This is a genomic window from Rothia nasimurium (assembly GCF_004569295.1).
In the GTDB taxonomy this organism is placed as follows: Bacteria; Actinomycetota; Actinomycetes; order Actinomycetales; family Micrococcaceae; genus Rothia; species Rothia nasimurium_B.
In genome coordinates, this window is the sequence record NZ_SPQC01000003.1 from 25879 (window position 1) to 44144 (window position 18266).

An 18266-nucleotide genomic window follows, 5' to 3' on the forward strand; every position below is an offset into this window, starting at 1 on the left:
CGTCGTTGCGCGTAAAGTGCGCATTCCTTTCGAAACTTGCTCTTGCCTGCACCAAACAGCGCCGAAATGCGCGATGCAGACCGCTTCGTCATCCGAGCCACCCGTGAACATGGGGTTGGCGTTCAACCAAAGTCGGAGCTTGACAGTTGAATCTCTTGAAGCTGGTAAAAGCATAACCCGCTGTTGGCGCTTCTGTAAACACCGGTCTCAGAAATTTTTCTTACTGTGACGAACCTGCCCGTGGGCGCTGTGGGTAAGGCGGTGCGATACGCTAGAAGACTAGGTATTTGCTCTGTTGTGAAGGTGCGCCTATGTCTACTTCTTTCCCTGAAATTCCGGTGACAGCCCCCGCCATTATTCGGCAGGTGGGCTCTGGTGCCTACACGCGGGGGCAGCGGTATATGCGGGAGGGTAACGTTATTCGTTACACCTATGACGAGCAGGCGCGGGTACTGGAGGGGCAGGTGGCTGGCTCTGGTTCTGCCCCCTACACCGCGCGGGTGGCCTTCCCTGCGGAGGTCGCTGCGGGCTCCTATGCTTTTTCGGCGACCTGTTCCTGCCCGGTGGCCCACAACTGCAAGCACGCGGTGGCGCTGATGCTGACCGCCATCGACCGTACAGCCAAGGCCAAGCGGGCTATGACGGCGTCCTCAAGTACCTGGAAGACCACAGCGAGCACCGACGAGAAGGTGCAGGAAATCCTGGAGATGGCCGATACGGTGGGCCTGCAGCGGGCTGCAGATTTGCTGCGGGAACACCGGGGCGAGCAGGTAAGCGCCGGTACCGAGGAGCAGGCGGACGCCGGTGAGCGGGTTGGGCAGTCCTTACCGGCTTGGCGGCGGTTCCTGGCTCATTCTCTTGCTGCCCGCCCCAGCTACGATAGCCGCAATCACCGGGTGACCGGTGCCCTTGATTTGCGCCTGATGGTGCCCGGTAAGTACGGGTGGACCAAGAACATCGGTGCGCCCCGCGTATCGCTTGAAGCCCGGCCCCTGATGATGGGGGCCCGCAGCAAGTGGATTAAGGGCGGTTTGAGCTGGGAGAAGTTTTCGGGCTCTGCCGCCGGGTCGGCGGGAACCTGTCTGCTCCCTGAGCATGCGGCCTGGTTCAATGAGTTTTACGCGGTGATTCGGGGCTCCCAGTCCATCTATTCTTCCCACCGCGACTGGGCTTCTATCTCGAATGTGGATTCTTCCCTGCTCTGGCAGATGCTGGAATCTGCGACCGAGGTGGGCCTGTCTATCCTCTTAGACGGCAAAGAAACCGGCCTGACTATCGCAAGTGCTCCCCAGGTTGAGCTGGCCCTTGAACCGGTACCCGAGCGGGGGTCGTCCGCCGATGCCCTGCGTCTGACTCCCCTGCTCCGCTGGGGGGCCTACACCCTGCCCGCTAGTTTTACCCACAAGCTGGGTAATAACCGGCAGGGCTTTATCGCCCTGGGCGGGGCGGCCCAGGAGACCTATGTGAAGGCTGCGTCCGCGGCCCGCTGGGACTCCACCCTGCCCTCGGCTTTGGCCCAGGCTGAGGACGTAGCGCCCGCTGACCGCCCCTCCTGGCTCACCGCCAACTCCGAGCTGGTGCTCATTCCCTTAGCTGAGCCGCTGGATGCGGTTGCCGAGTCCCTGATATCCGGGGAGCCGGTCACCGTGCCGGCTGCCGACGTCCCCGCCTTTTTTGCCGACTACTACCCTGCCCTCACCCGGGCGCTGCCCATCTCAACAAGCAGCGAAGAGCTAGAGCTGCCAGCCGTCCGCATGCCCACCCTGGTGCTGAGCATTGCCTTTGACGAGCCGGGCCCGCCCTTCACCGCCCACACCGCCTGGCACTGGGAGTACCCGGTCAACCCCACCGGCGACGACAGCGACTTTCTCAGGCTCGATGCCCTGGGTTACCCCGGCGAAGACCGGGCCGATGTGCGCGATACCGCCCACGAGTACCGGGTGCTCAAAGAGGTCAAAAAGATTCGCCCCGGCGTACCCTTCACCCGCCACTACACCGAGAACTGGGGCACCCGCACCCTGCTCGAAACCTATGTGCCCGACTACGAGCAGATTGAGGGTGTGCGGGTCGATATCAGGGGCCCAAAACCTGAGTTCCGTGAGCTTGATGAAGCTCCCGAAATTATCGTGACGGTGGACGATACCCGCCGCCGAGACTGGTTCGGGTTGGGCGTCGCTATCAAGGCCGGGGACTGGCACGTAGCCTTTTCAGAGGTCGTTGCCGCCCTGGCCAAGGGCCAAACCCACCTGCTTCTGGGCAACGGCCAATACTTTGCCCTTGACCGGCCCGAATTCATGAAATTACAAGAGCTGCTGCGTGAAGCCGCCCAGCTCACCGATAAAACCGGGCCGCTCGAAATTAACCGCCACCAGGTAGGCCTGTGGGAGGAACTCGAAGAACTGGCCGCCGAAACCCAGGCCGTAGCCACCTGGGACGAGCAGGTTTCGGCCCTGCTCAACCTCGATGGTCACTCCCCCGCTGAGGTGCCCGCCGGCCTGCAGGCCACCCTGCGCCCCTACCAGGTGGAGGGCTACCAGTGGCTAGCATTCCTCTGGGAGCACGGACTGGGCGGTGTGCTCGCCGATGACATGGGTCTGGGCAAAACCCTGCAAACCATCGCCCTCTTCCTACACGCCCAGGAACAAAGGCAGGACGCCGCCGGTCAGCTGGGCGGGGCAGAAGCCGGAGCTGGCGCGTCCGCCCCCTTCCTGGTGGTCGCCCCCACCTCGGTGGTGCCCAACTGGGTGCGGGAAATCAAGCGCTTTGCCCCCTCCCTGCGGGTCGTCGGCGTTGAAGAGTCGGTACGGAAGTCTAAGCAGCGCCTGGCCGACACCGTCGCCTTGGCCGACGTGGTAGTGACCAGCTACGCCCTCTTCCGCATCGATGAAGAACACTACTTTGACTTAGGCAGCCAGCAGCCCTTCGAGGGGCTGGTGCTCGATGAGGCCCAGTTCGTCAAAAACGCTAAGACTAAAGCCCACCAGGCCGCCCGCGACCTGCCTGCCCGCGTCAAGATTGCGGTGACCGGCACCCCTATGGAGAACAATCTCATGGAACTGTGGTCCATGTTCTCCATCGCCGCTCCCGGTCTCTTCCCCTCTGCCCGCGTTTTCAAGGACGTCTACGCCACCCCCATCGAGTCCGGTGAAGAGACCAAAGCCCTGGGCAGGCTGCGCCGCCGCATCCGTCCGCTCATGAAGCGCCGCACCAAAGAACTGGTAGCCGCCGACCTGCCCGAGAAGACCGATATGCGCATCGATGTGCCTCTGGCCCCGGCCCACCGCCGGGCCTACGACACCCACCTGCAGCGCGAGCGCCAGAAGATCCTGGGCCTGTTGGAAGACATCGACAAGAACCGCTTCACCATCTTCCAGTCCCTCACCACTCTGCGCTGCCTAGCGCTAGATGCCACCCTGATCGACGCCGAGCGCTACGCCGGGGTGGAGTCGTCCAAGCTGGACTACCTGGAGCAGAATCTACCCGAAATTATCCACGACGGCCACCGGGCCCTGATTTTCAGCCAGTTCACCGGCTACCTCAAGAAGGTCGCTGGCAGGCTCTCTGACATGGGGATTCCCTTCCTCTACCTGGACGGGGCCACCCACAACCGCGGGGAGCTGCTCGAAGAGTTCGAGTCGGGCACCGCTCCCGTCTTCCTGATCTCCCTCAAGGCAGGCGGCTTCGGTCTGAACCTGACCAGCGCCGACTACTGCTTCATCATGGACCCCTGGTGGAACCCGGCTGCCGAACAGCAGGCCGTCGACCGCGTGCACCGCATCGGGCAAACCAAGAACGTCATGGTCTACCGCCTGGTCTCAGCGGGCACCATCGAAGAGAAGGTCATGGAACTCAAAGAATCCAAGGCAGCCCTCTTCGACGCGGTAGTCGATGAAGGGGCCTTCTTTGCCTCCCAACTCACCGCAGCCCAGATACGCGACCTGCTGGCTGCCCCAGAACCGGACACCGGGCAGGGCACCGTCTCAGAGAAGACAGGAGATTAACCGTGGGCAAGATTCTCATGGACTTCACCCCGCTCACCTACTCCCCCGATTTCAGGCGAATCTGGCTCGGAGGGTTCTTCTCAACCATCGGCTTTGCCATCACCAGCGTGGCAATCGCCCTCGAAATTTACGCGCTCACAGGCTCCGCCGGGGCCGTGGGCCTGGTGGGTCTGGTATCGGTAGTGCCCCTGGTCATTGGCGGGCTCTACGGTGGTGTGATCGCCGACCGCTACGACCGGCGCTGGCCGCCCTGACTTTCGGCGGCGGTGAAGCCGGAGCCGGCCTGTTGCTAGCTGCCGGCCCCGTAGGTGCCCTGATCGGGGTATCCTTCTCGGGCTTCCTCAAGGACGTCCGCCGCCAGGGGCGCTTCCTCACCCTCAGCTACACCGGGTGGGGGCTGGGCTTTATCGCCTTCGGGCTCATCGCCGGGGCTTATGAAGGGCGCCTACCCAGCGCCTCTATCACCGAAAACCTGCTGCCGCTCAGCCTGGCTTTCATGGGCTGGGCAGACGCCCTGCGCGGACGTCTGCAGGGGCTCTTCATCATCACGGTTGCGGGCGGCCCCAACCTTGGCATGGCCTTTGTGGGCGGTGCCGCCGAGCTGGTGGGCTCCCCCTTAGCTGCGGTCATCGGCGGAACCCTGGTCATGGTCACCATCGCCCTAGCGACGCTAGCGGCACCTGCCCTCTGGCGCTATGTGCCGGAGCCTATCCCCGAAACACGGCAGCAGCCTATCGTTGACTCCTAGAAGTCGATATCTGCCGGGTCGGGGCCGATGCGGCCTTCGGCTGATGAGAGCGCGTCAATCTTTGAAACCTCGTCGCCGGTCAGAGCCACCTTTAGGGACTCGAAGTTAGAGACAATACGCTCGGGGGTTACCGACTTGGGAATAGCAACGATGCCGTGGGCTCGGTGCCAGGCCAGCACAACCTGGGCGGGGGTGGCGTCATGAGCCTTGGCAATTTCGCCAATCACGGGGTTATCCAGCAAGTCGGAGCGGTTGCCCAGGGGGCTCCATGCCTGGGTGACAATGCCCAGTTCTGCGTGGACCTCACGCAGGTTCTCCTGGGCGAAGTAGGGGTGCAGCTCAATCTGGTGGATAGCGGGCACAACACCGGTTTCGGCGACAATTTCACGCAGCTGCTCTTCGGGGAAGTTAGAGACGCCGATGGACTTGGCTTTGCCCTGCTTCTGCAGTTCGATGAGGGCCTTCCAAGTCTCGGTGTAGAGGCCCTGGGAGGGCTTAGCCCAGTGAACCAGGAGTAGATCGACGTAGTCGGTGCCCAGACGGGCGAGTGACTCATCTGCTGCCTTGAGGGTCTGCTCGTAGCCCTGGTCGTCGTTCCAGATCTTGGTGGTGAGGAAGACGTCCTCGCGGGCTACGCCGGAGTCAGCGATTGCCTTGCCGGTCCCCTCTTCGTTGCCGTAGATTTTGGCGGTGTCGATGTGGCGGTAGCCAGCATCAAGGGCCAGGCCTACGACCTTTTCAGCGGTGTCGTTTTCTACCTGCCAGACGCCGTAGCCCAGCTGAGGAATGCTGTTGCCGTCGTTGAAGGTGAGAAGGGGTGACTCAGTCATAGTTTTTCCTTTCGAGTATGCACGGTCATACCCCACTCTAGTCCGCTCTTCTGATTAGCCCCTAGCCTGTTCGGTAGGGGTGAACGTGCGCCGGTCGCTGTATTCGGGGGCGCCCAGGTCGCCCTCGGCAGGGTCGCCGCCGAGGCGGTGGTTGCGGTTGAGAGCTTCGATAGCCGTTATCTCGTCAGGGGTTAGTTCCGTGCCCTGCACCGCCAGGTTTGAGGCCATGCGGGCGGGTGTTTCGGTCTTGGGGATAACCACGTTACCTACGGTCAGATGCCAGGCCAGTACCAGTTCGGCTGCCCCGATACCGCAGCGGGCTGCGAGCTCTTGCAGGACGGGGTCGGTCAGCACCAGGCCGTTGCCGAGGGGGCTCCAGGCTTCGGTGAGGACGCCGCGGGCTGAGTTTTCTGCCCGCATGCTGGTTTGGGTGAGGTAGGGGTGCAGTTCAATCTGGTTGACCGCCGGGGTGACGCCGGTGTCGCCGATGATGTGGTCAAGCTGGGTGTCGGTGAAGTTGGAGACGCCGATGGAGCATACCAGCCCGCGCTCGCGCAGCTCGACCAGGGCTTCCCAGGAGGCCCTATAGCGACCAAGACCAGGCTGGGCCCAGTGAATGAGGTAGAGGTCGAGGTAGTCCAGGCCCAGAAGTTCCAGGGAACGTTCGGCCGCTTCGATGGCGGTGTCGTAGCCCTGGTCAGTGTTCCAGAGCTTGGTGGTGATGAAGAGATCGGCGCGAGGTAGGCTCGATTCGGCCACAGCCTGCCCCACTCCCGCTTCATTCTTGTAGATGGTGGCGGTGTCGATATGGCGGTAGCCGGTGTCGAGGGCGGTCGCTACTGCTGCTGCGGTGGCAGCCGGTGCAATACGGCAGGTGCCAAAGCCCAGCTGGGGAATGCTGCGGCCATCGTTCATGGTCAGGGACAGATTCATAGTGAGGTCCTTTGCTGTGGAGAATGCAGGGGCGGGGTGCGGTGGCAGCCAGCTGGCGCGAGGCTGGCGTTCAGGGTGCTGGTTGCAGCTGCAGCCTGACCCTGCCGCCCTGACTAGCGCCGCCGGCGTCCGCTCGTCTTACGGGCCTTAGGTTCTGACTCTTCCAGGAGCAGGGAGAGGGAGATGCGTTTGCGGGCGGGGTCAGCTTCAACCACGCGCACCTGCACGATGTCGCCGGATTTGACGATGGTGTGGGGGTCGGAGACGAACTCGCGGCTCATCTGCGAGACGTGTACTAGGCCGTCCTGGTGCACACCGATGTCGACGAAGGCGCCGAAGGCCGCGACGTTTGAGACGGTTCCTTCAAGAATCATGCCGGGGGTAAGGTCGGCGATCGTTTCGATGCCCTCTTCGAAGCGGGCGGTGCGGAAGGTGGGGCGGGGGTCTCGGCCGGGGGCAGAAAGTTCGGTGATGATGTCGGTGATGGTGGGTAGGCCGACGGTGGCTGTGGTGAAGTCACGCGGGCTGAGGGCAGCGAGGGCTTCTGCCCTAACTTTACCCTGGGTGAAGCCGCCGGCTGCGGCCACAATCTTGCGGGCAAGGTCGTAGGATTCGGGGTGCACGCCCGAGGCATCCAGGGGTTCGCTGCCGTCGGTGATGCGGACAAAGCCTGCTGCCTGTTCGAAGGCCTTGAGGCCGAGACGGGGCACCTTGAGCAGGTCGGTGCGGCGGGTGAAGGGGCCGTGCTCAGTGCGGTAGGCAACGATATTTTCGGCGATGGTCTTGTTGAAGCCCGCCACCCGGGCAAGAAGAGCCGGGGAGGCTGAGTTGACAAGTACGCCCACAGCGTTGACGGAGTCTTCGACCACGCCGTCAAGAGCACGGGTGAGGGCAGCCGGAGAAACATCGTGCTGGTACTGGCCGACGCCGATGGATTGGGGTTCGATTTTGACCAGTTCGGCCAGGGGGTCCTGCAGGCGGCGGGCGATAGAGACCGCCCCGCGCAGGGAGACGTCCATGCCGGGTAGTTCTCGACTGGCCAGTTCTGAGGCTGAGTAGACGGAGGCTCCCGCTTCGGAGACCACCACTTTTTCAAGACCGCGGTAGCCGTTAGCCGCGCACTGTTTGATGAGGTCGCTGGCAAGTTTGTCGGTTTCGCGGCTGGCGGTTCCGTTACCGATGGCTACGAGCTCTACGCTGTGGGCCTGCACCAGCTGGGTGAGGGTATCGAGAGACGCCTGCCACTGGTTTCGGGGGGCGTGGGGGTAGATGACGTCGGTGGCCAGCACCTGGCCGGTCTGCCCGATGACAGCGACCTTAACGCCGGTGCGTAGGCCGGGGTCGAGCCCGAGGGTGGTGCGGGAGCCAGCGGGTGCTGCCAGCAGCACATCGCGCAGGTTCGAGGCGAAGACGGCGATGGCGTCCTTTTCCGCCTGTTCGAAGAGGGAGGTTCGGGCTTCTGCGGCGAAGCGGGGTAGTAGCCGCTGGCGCCAGGCGATGCGCACGGTCTTGGCCAGCCAGCCGACGACCATGGTTTCATCGGAGACCATGTTGAGCACCTGAGCCCCGATCCCCAGGGCCTCAGCCACGGTGCGTTCGTACCAGCTACGCTCCCGGTCGTATTCTTCGGCCAGAATTTCGGCAGCTTCACGGGCAGCTCCCTTGAGGGAGGACTTGGCCGGGGGCAGCACGTCCACATCGAAGCTGACCTTAACGGCGCCTTCTTTTTCGGCGCGGAGCAGGGCCAGCACCCGGTGGGAGGGGATGCGGCGGATTTCTTCGTTGAACTCGAAGTAGTCGCTGAACTTGGCACCGGCGTCCTGCTGCCCGGGAATCAGGCGGGAGGTGATGACGCCGCGGCGCACAAAACGCTGGCGGAGGGTTTCGGCCAGGGCGGGGTCGGTCATGGCCTGCTCAATCAGGATGGCCCGGGCCCCGTCTAGGGCATTGTCGACCGAGGCTACGGTCGCCTCAACGGTACCAGGTTCAGCATCGGCCAGTTCAGGTTCAACGTAAGCATCAGCGATATCGGCAGTGGGGGCGAAGGGGACTTCAAGCAGGTCTTCAACCAGGGACTCCAGCCCGGCCTCACGGGCAAGAAAGGCCAGGGTCTTGCGCTTAGTCTTGTGGGGGGCATAGAGCGCTTCGAGCTCATTTTTAGTCGGGGCGGACGCCAGCGCGGCGGCCAGCTCGTCGGTGAGCAGGGCGCGTTCATGGAGGGTCTGCATAATGGCTGCCCGGCGCTCTTCGAGTTCCCGCAGGTAACGCAGGCGTTCGGCCAGGGTACGCAGTTGGGCGTCGTCCAGCCCGCCGGTGGCTTCCTTGCGGTAGCGGGCGATGAAGGGCACGGTGGCCCCGTCATCGAGCAGGGCTACAGCTGAGCGCACCTGGTCGGCCCGGGCACCGAGTTCTACAGCGATACGTTCCTCAATAGGAGGAAGAGGGGTGGGGAAATCTGCTAGCGCGCCTGCATGTGTCATAGTTTCTAGTTTCTCATACCGGTTTTGCTACCGGGATCAGCAGGGCATACCGGCCAGGGGTGCAACCCAGCCGTCCAAGGCCCCCAAGCCGGGTACGGGCGTCCGTTCATCTGCATGTAATAGTTGCGCTTGCAGTGGTCAGGGAGGGGTAGCACCCCCTAAAGTGGTGCTACGGGGTATTCTGGGGGCCGGTCTAGGTAGGCCTACTCCCAATACTTTTTCACCCCCAACACAATCTTGTATGACCCTTGCTTTGGAGAACCACCGTGCCAGAGGCAACCGACCTTACCTACATCGAATTCTGCGAGCGCTACGACTCCCTGCTGGGCGGGCTCGCGCGCATGGGCTGGACCTCCTCTGAAGCTGTACACCGCGCGTCCGTGCTCTACCCCGATATCGACCGCGACCTGCTGGACCAGGCCGTTCATTCCGGCCGCTGGCTCTTTGGCGGCTTCCAGGGGCAGACTCACTCGAATGTGCTCATGGCCTCGGCTATCTGGTACGCGGTAGCTGTCAGTTTTGATTTTGAACCCGACTATGAATACGCGGCGGTGGGCCTTGACCCGACCATCGTCCAAGATCTTCCGCGCATGCTTGAGTCCTTTGCGGTGCCCGCTGAGGCAATTGCCGGAATTGTCGGGCGTATCGGTGCGGCCCTCAAGTACATGGCGGAGCACCCCTACACTGAGCTCGAAGAGCAAGCCTACGACGACTTCCTCGCCAACCTGCCGCAGGAGATTGCCCATATCTCTCGCGGGGATTTCTCCTGGCCCCCGTCCCGGGCACTGATTGAAGACCGTCTGGGTGACCGTTCCTGGTCCAAGGCCCTGCTCAAGGTGGGGGCCTGCCCGCCGGATGCTGAGGGGCAGGGAATTAAACTCGAGGCCCACAGCCTGAGCGAGCGTACCTTCCGCAACACCCTGGGCGAGTTCCTGAACTACTGTATTCGCTACGACCGCAAGCCTTCGGTGCTGCTCTACGGCAGCTGGGCCGAGGACCCGGCCCGGAGCGGACGCGTGCCCCGCCTGGGCGCGGTCCGGGCCAAGTACGGTTCCTGGCACCTGGCCCTGCAGGCTGGCCGCCAGATGCTCAACGATGCCCTGGCTATGGGGGGATCACCGGCCCTACCCGCCAGGTCTGTTGCCCAGCCCCCTGCGGACCCCACGGAGCCTCTTAACATCGAAGATATCCAGGCCCAGGGTATCGGCGTGGTGCGGCCCAAACCCCTAACCGATAGCGAGCGCTCGGCCCGCGCCTGGCAGGGGCTGATGTCGGTGATGGAGCAGCGTCTGGAAGAGCTGCCCTGGAGCCTTTCCCTACGCATGTACTACATCTCCCCCGATGTGGTGGCCACCGGGGACTACACCAACTACGTCAGTATTCTGCGCTCCCCCGCAGGCTACTTCTGTGAACTGACGTCACCCGAAGAGTTTGGCCTGATTGAGGTAGAGCTTGATACGGAGTTTCTGGAGGGGGCAGGCTGGAGGACGCCCGCAGCGGGCGGACGCTGGACCCGCAACTTCCTGTCGGTCAAGGACGCCGCGCACGGCATTATTGAGGCCATGCGCGAGGGCATGGGCTGTGACCACTCTGATTACTTCCAGTCGGACGACCCCACAGGTAGCCCCGCGGCTCATGCTGCCCACCCCAGCACCGGGTCTATCCCCATGGTGCCGGTGACTGGCAGCGGCTATGTGGTGATTGAGGATTTGGACTAGAGCACCCCAGCTTACGGGGCTAGAATAGGTGTCCTATGAGCACCTCCCGCAAGCGCCCTTCCGCGCCCCGTCTTTCCTCGCCCAGTGACCGCCAGATTCGTGCGGGCGTCCGTTTTGTAGCGGATTTGCCCCGAGGTCTGCGGCGGGCGCTAGCCCTCCTGCTGGTTGCGGTGCTGCTGGTGGGCGGTGTGCTCTGGCTGCGGTCGCACCAGTGGAGTGTGCGGTCTGCCCTCGATAGCCTGCTCAACCCTGCGGGTACCGCTGTGAGTACCGGGTTTGCGGGTTCGGGGGTGCAGACCTATTCCACCGCCAGTGAGGTGTTAGATGGCCTCACGGTGGCAGATGCCTATACTGAAACCACCTATAAACGTGATGCCTACGGCCAGGCTTGGGCTGATATTGACAAAAACGGCTGCGACCAGCGCAACGATATTTTGACCCGCGACCTCACCAACCTTGAGATTGGGACTAACTGCTATGTGCTCTCGGGGAGCCTGCTAGACCCCTACACCGCTGAAAGCATTGACTTTACCCGTGGCCCCAAGACCAGCGAGGCTGTACCCATTGACCATGTAGTGGCCCTCTCTAATGCCTGGGTTTCTGGGGCCTGGAAGTGGAGCGCAGACCAGCGCGTACTACTAGCGAATGACCCACTCAACCTGCAGGCGGCGGGGCAGGCAGCGAATACCGAGAAGTCCGATAAGAGCGCGGACGCCTGGCTCCCCCAGCCCGGCTACCGCTGCGAATATGTGGCACGGCAGGTATCGGTGAAAGCTGCCTACCAGCTCACCGTCACAAGCGCTGAAAAGCGAGCTATGCAGGGCGTCCTTGCGACGTGTCCTGACCAGCCCGCTTACAGGTCCAGCTTCACTGGCTAGTTGTTCTTAGCCTTCTCTTCAGCGCGGGCGGTGAGGGTCTGGCCGCGGTTCTTGCGGTGGACCAGCCACCAGCCTGCACCCAGCAGGGCGTACCAGACCGGCATGGCAATCAGGGCCTGGCGGGTGTCTTCGTACATGAAGAGTAGCACGATGACGCCCACAAAGAAGGCGAGGACAGCGTAGCAGGTAAAGACGCCACCGGGCAGCTTGTAGGTGGATGCCTCGTGCAGCTGCGGGCGGGTCTTGCGGTACTTGAGGTAGGCAATCATAATCAGCGACCAGGTAACAACGGTCAGCACCGAAGCTACGGTAGTCACCAGGGTGAAGGCCGCGATGAGGGAGTCACCCGAGTAGAGCAGAATCAGGCCCGAGAAGAGCAGCACGGTGGTCAGGAAGAGACCGTTGCGGGGCACGCCGCTCTTCGAGAGCTTGCCAAAGATGGCGGGGGCGCTACCGCTTTGGGCCAGGCCGTAAATCATACGGGAGGTCGAGAAGATACCCGAGTTAGCGGACGAGGTCGCACTGGTGAGCACCACGAAGTTCACCAGGTGGGCGGCAAAGCCCAGACCCGCCAGGGTGAACATTTCGACGAAGGGGCTCTGGTTGGGGTCGATGTTGCGCCAGGGGGTGACCATGAGAATTACGGCCAGGGTCAGCACGTAGAAGATGATGATACGGACCGGCACCGCGTTGATGGCGCGGGGCAGGGTCTTGGTGGGGTCCTTGGTTTCAGCGGCAGTGGTGCCAATCAGTTCAGCACCCAGGAAGGCAAAGATACCAATCTGGAAGGCTGCGAAAAAGCCGCTTGCGCCCATGGGGAAGAAGCCGCCGTCGCTCCAAAGATTTGCAACGGAGGCCTTATCACCGTTGGGGGAGGTAAAGCCAGCGATGACCATGACTAGGCCCACGATGATGAGAAGGACGATTGCCACGATTTTGATGAGGGCAAACCAGAACTCGATTTCGCCGAAGTTCTTCACGCTGGGTAGGTTCAGAGCCAGCAACAGGCCGATCAGGCAGAGAGCTGGAATCCAAGCCGGAAGGTCGGGCCACCAGAAGTGGACGTAGCTGGTGATAGCAATAATATCTGCAACACCGATAACGACCCAGGTAAACCAGTAGGACCAGCCCATTAGGAAGCCAGCGCTGGGGCCCAGCAGGTCGGTGATGAAGTCGTTGAAGGTCTTGTAGTTGAGGTTTGACAGCAGCAGCTCACCCATGGCGCGGAGCACCAGGAAGATTACGGCACCGATGATGGCGTAGACCAGCAGCAGGGAGGGACCTGCGAGTGAGATGGTCTTGCCCGAGCCCATAAAGAGGCCAGTGCCGATAGCGCCACCGATGGCAATGAGCTGGATGTGACGGTTCGAAAGACCGCGTTGCAGGCCTTCTGCCGCCTGCGGTTCAGGTGTGTGCTCGGCTGTAGCCATGAGCGCCCCCTTAGAAGAGTCAAAGACCTGCCGGGAACGAACACGGCCCCTCTTCTGCGGGGAGAGCAGGGATTGCATGCCTTTCCAGACCGGTATTTTGTTATAGTTCAGGTCAAGTGTAGTCCTTCTAGCAGGGGTGTTTTTCCGTGCAGGGTTGCCCCGGGCCTCCGCTCGGCCGCTCTTTCCCACTGTTCAAGCCGCCACCACCACGCTAGAATCTTTACACGGAAACAAAAATTTTCTCGGGTTGCCGTGCGATTCCGAGGCCCCTATCGACAGGATTTCTCATGCCCAAGCTTTCAAATGCAGCCCTCCGCCTGACTACCGGCGCCTTGGTCCTCAACTCAGGCATCGGCAAGCTCTCCATGGACGAGGCCACCTACGGTTACCTCAAGGGCATGGCTTCAGCCGGCGTGCCCCAGGTAGCCAAGCTCTCCGATAAGCAGTTCGGCAAGGCCCTTGCCGTCAGTGAAACCGCCCTGGGCGCAGCCCTGCTGACCCCTTTCGTTTCCCCCAAGCTGGCAGGCCTGGGCCTGACCGCTTTCTCAGGCGGTCTGCTGAGCATGTACTTCGGCATTGATTCCATGACTGAAAAGGACGGCATCCGCCCCACTCAGGAGGGCACCGCCATGGCTAAGGACGTTGTTCTGCTCGGCGCAGGTCTGGCCCTACTCTTCTCAAGCAAGAAGAAGTAACCCCAAGCAACTCCCTGTTTCACCGCCCCGCTCCTTACTAGGAGCGGGGCGGTTTTCTATGTCTTAAATAAACCAACAGGAAGCAGGCTCATCATCAGCTGTGTGATAAATTAACAAGCGCTAGACCATAGAGAAGGAAAAGGATAGACCCGTGGGCACCCTGCAAGAAGCACTCGACACAGCCAGCAGCTTCATCTGGGGCCCCTTCCTCCTACTGCCTCTGCTGATTGGCACCGGCATCTTCCTCACCATCCGCCTGGGCCTCATCCAGCTCAGGCTCTTCACCAAGGCCATGAGCCTGCAGTTCGGGTGCCGCTCCCGACAAGAAGGAGCCAAAGGCGAAATATCCTCCTTCCAGGCCATGAGCACAGCCCTAGGCGCCACCGTAGGCACCGGCAACATCGTTGGCGTAGCCCTCTCCCTCAGCATCGGCGGCCCCGGAGCTCTCTTCTGGATGTGGATTACCGCCATTTTCGGTATGGCCTCAAAATACACCGAGTGCTTCCTCGGCGTCCGCTTCCGCCACCGCGACAAAATGGGCGAGCTCACCGGCGGCCCCCAAGCCTACCTGCAACGAGGCATCCCCAACCGCTTCGGAAAATTCCTCGCTACCATGTTCGCTGTCTGCTGCGTCTTTGCTTGCTTCGGCATCGGAAACATGACCCAGGCAAACGCCATCTCAGCCAACCTAGAACACTCCTTCAACATTCCGCCCTACCTCACCGCAGGCGTCCTTGCCCTAGGAACAGCAGCAGCCCTACTCGGCGGCATCAAAACCGTCTCAAAGGTCACAGCCCTTTGCGTGCCCCTCATGATTCTGCTCTACCTGGGATTTGGGGCCTATATTGTGGCCGTCAACGCCCACATGCTCCCGGAGGCCTTTGCCATGATTATGCGAGGCGCCTTTACCGGCGAGGGCGCCCTAGGCGGAGCCGTCGGCGCCGGAATGATTTTTGCCCTGCAGGTCGGCGCCCAGCGCTCGCTGTTCTCCAACGAGTCGGGCATGGGTACCGCAGCCATTCCTGCAGCGGTGGCAACCACTTCCCGCCCCGTACGCCAGGGGCTAGCGTCCATGACTCAAACCTTTGTTGATACCATCGTGGTGATCTCAATGACGGGGTTCATTCTGCTCACAACGGGCGCTTGGCGGGGCGATGACCCGGCTACATCAACCTCGATTGCCTTTGCCACCGGTCTGCCCGGCAACTGGGGTGGCTACGTCGTTACCTTCTGCCTGGTGCTCCTGGGCTACTCCACCGTGCTCGGGTGGTCCTACTACGGCGAACGTGCCCTTGAGTCGCTCGGCGGGGGCGCCAAAGCCATCGTGGGCTATCGCATGATTTTTGCTCTTGTCTGCGGCCTGGGCGCTCTTGCACCGCTTACCCTGGTCTTTACCTTCTCAGATATCATGAACGGCCTGATGGCTATCCCCAACTTCATCGGCCTACTGCTGCTCTCCGGTCTTGTAGCCCGCGAAACCAAGAAGTACCTCACCCACGACCCTAACTTTGAAGCGACCGTCGATAACATCGACAGCTTCATGTACGGCCATCTCGGCGGCCTGGACGCCCAAATCGACCATGAGGTTGACCTCTCCCAGAAGAACCCGGTTTTAGAACACCCCGATACCACCAGCCTCAAAATAATCACTGAAAAAATGATTGCCGATAATGCAGCCCAGAGTTCCCAGCCCCAGGTCTACAACGTCACCCTCGAAGAGGTCAACACCGGCAGCATCCCCCTACAGACCGGTTCCCTGCCCATCATTCAGCAGGCAAAGCCCACTTTTGGCACCCCCACCGACCCGCGGGCCATCGATGACTCAGCGAGCAGCTCAAAATAATTTTTCGTATCCATCACACAAATTTGACTCATGAAGTAGCACAGATGGTTTTTAAAAATAAGCGCGAGGAGCCGTCCACCCGAAGGCTGTCTTTTTAAATTTCCCTTGATTCATCAAGCATTACTTCTTTTTGAAAAACATGAAAGCCGCTTCATCCCTTTGCATATCTTCCCTATTTAGACAGGTCTGCGACACCATCTGCTCCTGGCGATAAATTTTCCAGCACAGAAGAACGCAATAGACCCTCCTGTCTCTTACATCGCGCGACGTAAGCGCACCCAAAATACCGCTAAAATGGGGACAGGACTTTTCGCATTCTGAAAATATTCCGCAGAATACTCACGAAATAGCCCACAAAGCTCTCGCGGCCTCCCCCAAGGCTTACGAGCGCTACCCACTCGGTTTCGCACCTGTACTTAGAAGAGGACACACCCATGTCATTTACCTCAAACCGTCGCTCAGCCCTGAAGCTGACCGCAGCTGCATCCGCCGCGTCCGCCCTGACCGCAGCAACCACCACTAACGCCCACGCCAACGGCCAGCAGCGTATCGCTATCATCGGTTCCGGCTACGGCGGCGCTGTAGCCGCCCGCGCCCTGACCGAAAAGGGCTACACCGTCGACATGATCGAGATGGGCGCCGACTGGGGCGACATGGCCCCCCAGTCCGACGGCTACGTCTTCGACCAGATGACCGACCCCACCAGCCGCTCCATGTGGTTTGAAAACCGCACCGACATGCCTCTGTCCAACATCGCAGGCTTCGACTTCGTCAACCGCAGCATCACCCCCGGCGCCGGCGTCCTGGGTGTTGAGCGTTTCGCCAACATGAAGGTCTACGTAGGTAAGGGTGTCGGTGGTGGCTCCCTGGCCAACGGCGGTATGGCCGTCACCCCCGAGCGCTCCTACTTTGAGCAGGTCATGCCCATGGTAGACGCCGCAGAGATGTACTCCACCTACTTCCCCCGGGCCAATACCAATCTGGGTGTTACTGCACCCCCCAGCGACATCGTTGGTACCTCCAAGTGGTACTATTTCTCCCGCCTAGGGGCCTCCCAGGCCAAGAAAGCCGGTTTCCAGCATCGCTTCGTCCCCAACGTCTACGACTGGGACTATATGCGCCAGGAAAATTTCGAGCGAGTCGCTAAGTCTGCACTGGGAGGCCAGGTCATCTTCGGTAACGACCACGGCAAGAAGTCCCTGCCCAAGACCATCCTGGCCAAGGCCTTCGCCAGCGGCAAGGTCAACCTGACTACCATGACTGAGGTTACCTCCATCTCCCAGCGGTCCGACGGCAGCTTCAACCTGATTCTGCGCACCATCGACTTCAGCGGCAAGGTCCTCAGCGTTACCTCCCGCACCTACGACCGAGTAGTCATGGCCGCCGGCTCGGTCGGCACCAACCGCCTGCTCCTCCGCGCCCAGGGCACCGGCACCATCAAGAACCTGCCCTCCACCCTGGGTAGCTCCTGGGGCCCCAACGGCAACATCATGGTAGCCCGCAACATGAACACCGCCACCGGCACCTACCAGTCCGGTATCCCCGCCATGGGCATCACCAACTGGGATAACTCCACCAACTCCATCTTCGCCGAACTGGCCCCCTTCCCCGCCGGTGTAGACCTCCGTATCGGCCTCTACCTGGCCATCACCAACAACCCCAACTTCGGCAAGTTCACCTGGAACCCCAACACCCGCAACATCGACCTAGACTGGGACGCCGCCAAGGCAGCCCCCGGTGTTGCCGCAGCCAAGGCCTTCATGGACAAGCTCAACGCAGCCAACCCCGGCACCTCCTACAACACCGGCCTCTTCCTGAACGGCAAGACCTTCGCCGACTACTTCACCTACCACCCCCTAGGCGGTGCGGTCCTGGGCGAAACCACCGACCTCAACGGTGAAGTTAAGGGCGTGCCCGGTCTCTTTGTCATGGACGGCTCCCTCATTCCCGGTAAGGTTGGTGTTAACCCCTTCGTTACCATCACCGCGATTGCCGAACGGAACATGGACCGCCTGATTGCCGCAGGACGCTTCAACTAAAACATCAGACACACACAAGGAACAGAAACAGATAAGCATGACTCTTAAAACCCAGCGTCGTACCATCGTCAAGGCTGGCCTCTGGTCTGCCCCGGCCGTCCTGGCCACCACCGCCGTCCCCGCCTACGCCGCTAGTGCTCTCCCCGAGGGCGACACCGACCTGGCCATTGAGCTGGCCCAGCCCCTGATTGACTGGGACACTTTCGAGCCGGTCAAGAACGTTGGCATCTACGTGGGCAAGGATGGCACTACCCCCCAGAGCTACGGCTCCCTGCCGGACAGCATGACCATCACCAACGTTGGCACCGTACCCGCTGTTAACCCCAGCGGTATCCTGCTAACCCAGATGAAGGACGTCCGCACCGACGTTAACTCCCTGGCCTCTATCGGCACCCAGGTCAACTCTGTGAACCCCCTGGTTACCTTCGCCTACACTGGCCAGGCCAACCCTAACGGCCCCACTTACGCCTGGGTTTACGCAGGCACCCTGGTCCCCGGCGCATCCGTCACCATTCCCCTGCGCTACTACGTTGAGAAGCCCTTCTGGAATGTTGACTACGAACTTTTCGTAGCAGCTACCGTTATCGACGATAACCAGGGCGACTACGACGACAACTCTGAGCTCATGGGTACCGTCACCGGTTTCCTGGCCTCCTAGAGTCTCTTCTTTT

13 protein-coding genes and 1 riboswitch are annotated in these 18266 nt (G+C 61.5%); of the genes, 9 read left to right on the forward strand and 4 right to left on the reverse strand.

Annotated features, from left to right (window positions below):
• Positions 1-33 precede the first annotated feature (33 nt).
• A riboswitch (SAM riboswitch) is annotated at positions 34-161 on the reverse strand.
• Positions 162-311: 150 nt separating this feature from the next.
• Genes E4U03_RS01275 through E4U03_RS01285 form a run of 3 tightly spaced genes read left to right on the forward strand, consistent with a single transcriptional unit; the run spans position 312 to position 4749 of the window.
• Positions 312-4001 carry a DEAD/DEAH box helicase gene (locus tag E4U03_RS01275; RefSeq protein ID WP_135011186.1) on the forward strand — a complete coding sequence of 1230 codons (3690 nt, stop codon included), beginning with the start codon at positions 312-314 and terminating at the stop codon, positions 3999-4001.
• 2 nt (positions 4002-4003) lie between these two features.
• A complete protein-coding gene (locus E4U03_RS01280) occupies positions 4004-4255 on the forward strand; it encodes an MFS transporter (RefSeq protein WP_135011187.1) in 252 nt (83 codons plus the stop codon).
• 32 nt (positions 4256-4287) lie between these two features.
• Entirely contained in the window at positions 4288-4749 is a 462-nt protein-coding gene (locus E4U03_RS01285) for a hypothetical protein (protein WP_135011188.1), read from the forward strand.
• On the opposite strand, the gene E4U03_RS01290 is transcribed toward E4U03_RS01285, so the two are convergent.
• The 3 genes from E4U03_RS01290 to E4U03_RS01300 all read right to left on the reverse strand — a co-directional run bounded on the left by E4U03_RS01290 (position 4746) and on the right by E4U03_RS01300 (position 8992).
• Positions 4746-5579, reverse strand: coding sequence for an aldo/keto reductase (locus E4U03_RS01290; protein WP_135011189.1), 834 nt, complete (start codon positions 5577-5579; stop codon positions 4746-4748). The genes E4U03_RS01285 and E4U03_RS01290 overlap by 4 nt on opposite strands.
• 54 nt (positions 5580-5633) lie before the next feature.
• Positions 5634-6512 (reverse strand): aldo/keto reductase, encoded by an 879-nt coding sequence (locus E4U03_RS01295; protein WP_135011190.1) that lies wholly within the window; start codon positions 6510-6512, stop codon positions 5634-5636.
• A 113-nt stretch (positions 6513-6625) separates the two neighbouring features.
• Positions 6626-8992 (reverse strand): Tex family protein, encoded by a 2367-nt coding sequence (locus E4U03_RS01300; RefSeq protein WP_135011191.1) that lies wholly within the window; start codon positions 8990-8992, stop codon positions 6626-6628.
• A gap of 266 nt (positions 8993-9258) precedes the next feature.
• On the opposite strand from E4U03_RS01300, the gene E4U03_RS01305 reads away from it, so the two are divergent.
• Entirely contained in the window at positions 9259-10710 is a 1452-nt protein-coding gene (locus tag E4U03_RS01305; RefSeq protein ID WP_135011192.1) for a hypothetical protein, read from the forward strand.
• A 35-nt stretch (positions 10711-10745) separates the two neighbouring features.
• Complete coding sequence (locus tag E4U03_RS01310) at positions 10746-11588, forward strand: HNH endonuclease family protein (RefSeq protein WP_135011193.1); 843 nt, start codon at positions 10746-10748, stop codon at positions 11586-11588.
• Here E4U03_RS01310 and E4U03_RS01315 read toward each other — a convergent pair.
• Positions 11585-13018 carry an amino acid permease gene (locus tag E4U03_RS01315; RefSeq protein WP_135011194.1) on the reverse strand — a complete coding sequence of 478 codons (1434 nt, stop codon included), beginning with the start codon at positions 13016-13018 and terminating at the stop codon, positions 11585-11587. The genes E4U03_RS01310 and E4U03_RS01315 overlap by 4 nt on opposite strands.
• A gap of 287 nt (positions 13019-13305) precedes the next feature.
• On the opposite strand from E4U03_RS01315, the gene E4U03_RS01320 reads away from it, so the two are divergent.
• The 4 genes from E4U03_RS01320 (at position 13306) to E4U03_RS01335 (ending at position 18253) form a co-directional block, all read left to right on the forward strand.
• Positions 13306-13713: a hypothetical protein gene (locus E4U03_RS01320; protein WP_135011195.1), complete on the forward strand. Its 408-nt coding sequence runs from the start codon at positions 13306-13308 to the stop codon at positions 13711-13713.
• 151 nt (positions 13714-13864) lie between these two features.
• Positions 13865-15556, forward strand: a complete 1692-nt coding sequence (locus E4U03_RS01325) for an alanine/glycine:cation symporter family protein (RefSeq protein WP_135011196.1) — start codon at positions 13865-13867, stop codon at positions 15554-15556.
• 434 nt (positions 15557-15990) lie between these two features.
• On the forward strand, positions 15991-17595 hold the full coding sequence (locus E4U03_RS01330; RefSeq protein ID WP_135011197.1) for a GMC oxidoreductase: 1605 nt from the start codon (positions 15991-15993) through the stop codon (positions 17593-17595).
• A 37-nt stretch (positions 17596-17632) separates the two neighbouring features.
• The gene (locus E4U03_RS01335) at positions 17633-18253 is read left to right on the forward strand and encodes a hypothetical protein (protein WP_135011198.1); all 621 of its coding nucleotides are present in this window, start codon (positions 17633-17635) and stop codon (positions 18251-18253) included.
• The last annotated feature ends 13 nt before the right edge of the window (positions 18254-18266 follow it).

Coding starts and splice junctions, on each gene's coding strand:
- E4U03_RS01310 (WP_135011193.1), top strand. CDS start 10,746: ATGAGCACCTCCCGCAAGCGCCCTTCCGCGCCCCGTCTTTCCTCGCCC.
- E4U03_RS01315 (WP_135011194.1), bottom strand. CDS start 13,018: ATGGCTACAGCCGAGCACACACCTGAACCGCAGGCGGCAGAAGGCCTG.
- E4U03_RS01335 (WP_135011198.1), top strand. CDS start 17,633: ATGACTCTTAAAACCCAGCGTCGTACCATCGTCAAGGCTGGCCTCTGG.
- E4U03_RS01290 (WP_135011189.1), bottom strand. CDS start 5,579: ATGACTGAGTCACCCCTTCTCACCTTCAACGACGGCAACAGCATTCCT.
- E4U03_RS01275 (WP_135011186.1), top strand. CDS start 312: ATGTCTACTTCTTTCCCTGAAATTCCGGTGACAGCCCCCGCCATTATT.
- E4U03_RS01330 (WP_135011197.1), top strand. CDS start 15,991: ATGTCATTTACCTCAAACCGTCGCTCAGCCCTGAAGCTGACCGCAGCT.
- E4U03_RS01300 (WP_135011191.1), bottom strand. CDS start 8,992: ATGACACATGCAGGCGCGCTAGCAGATTTCCCCACCCCTCTTCCTCCT.
- E4U03_RS01320 (WP_135011195.1), top strand. CDS start 13,306: ATGCCCAAGCTTTCAAATGCAGCCCTCCGCCTGACTACCGGCGCCTTG.
- E4U03_RS01295 (WP_135011190.1), bottom strand. CDS start 6,512: ATGAATCTGTCCCTGACCATGAACGATGGCCGCAGCATTCCCCAGCTG.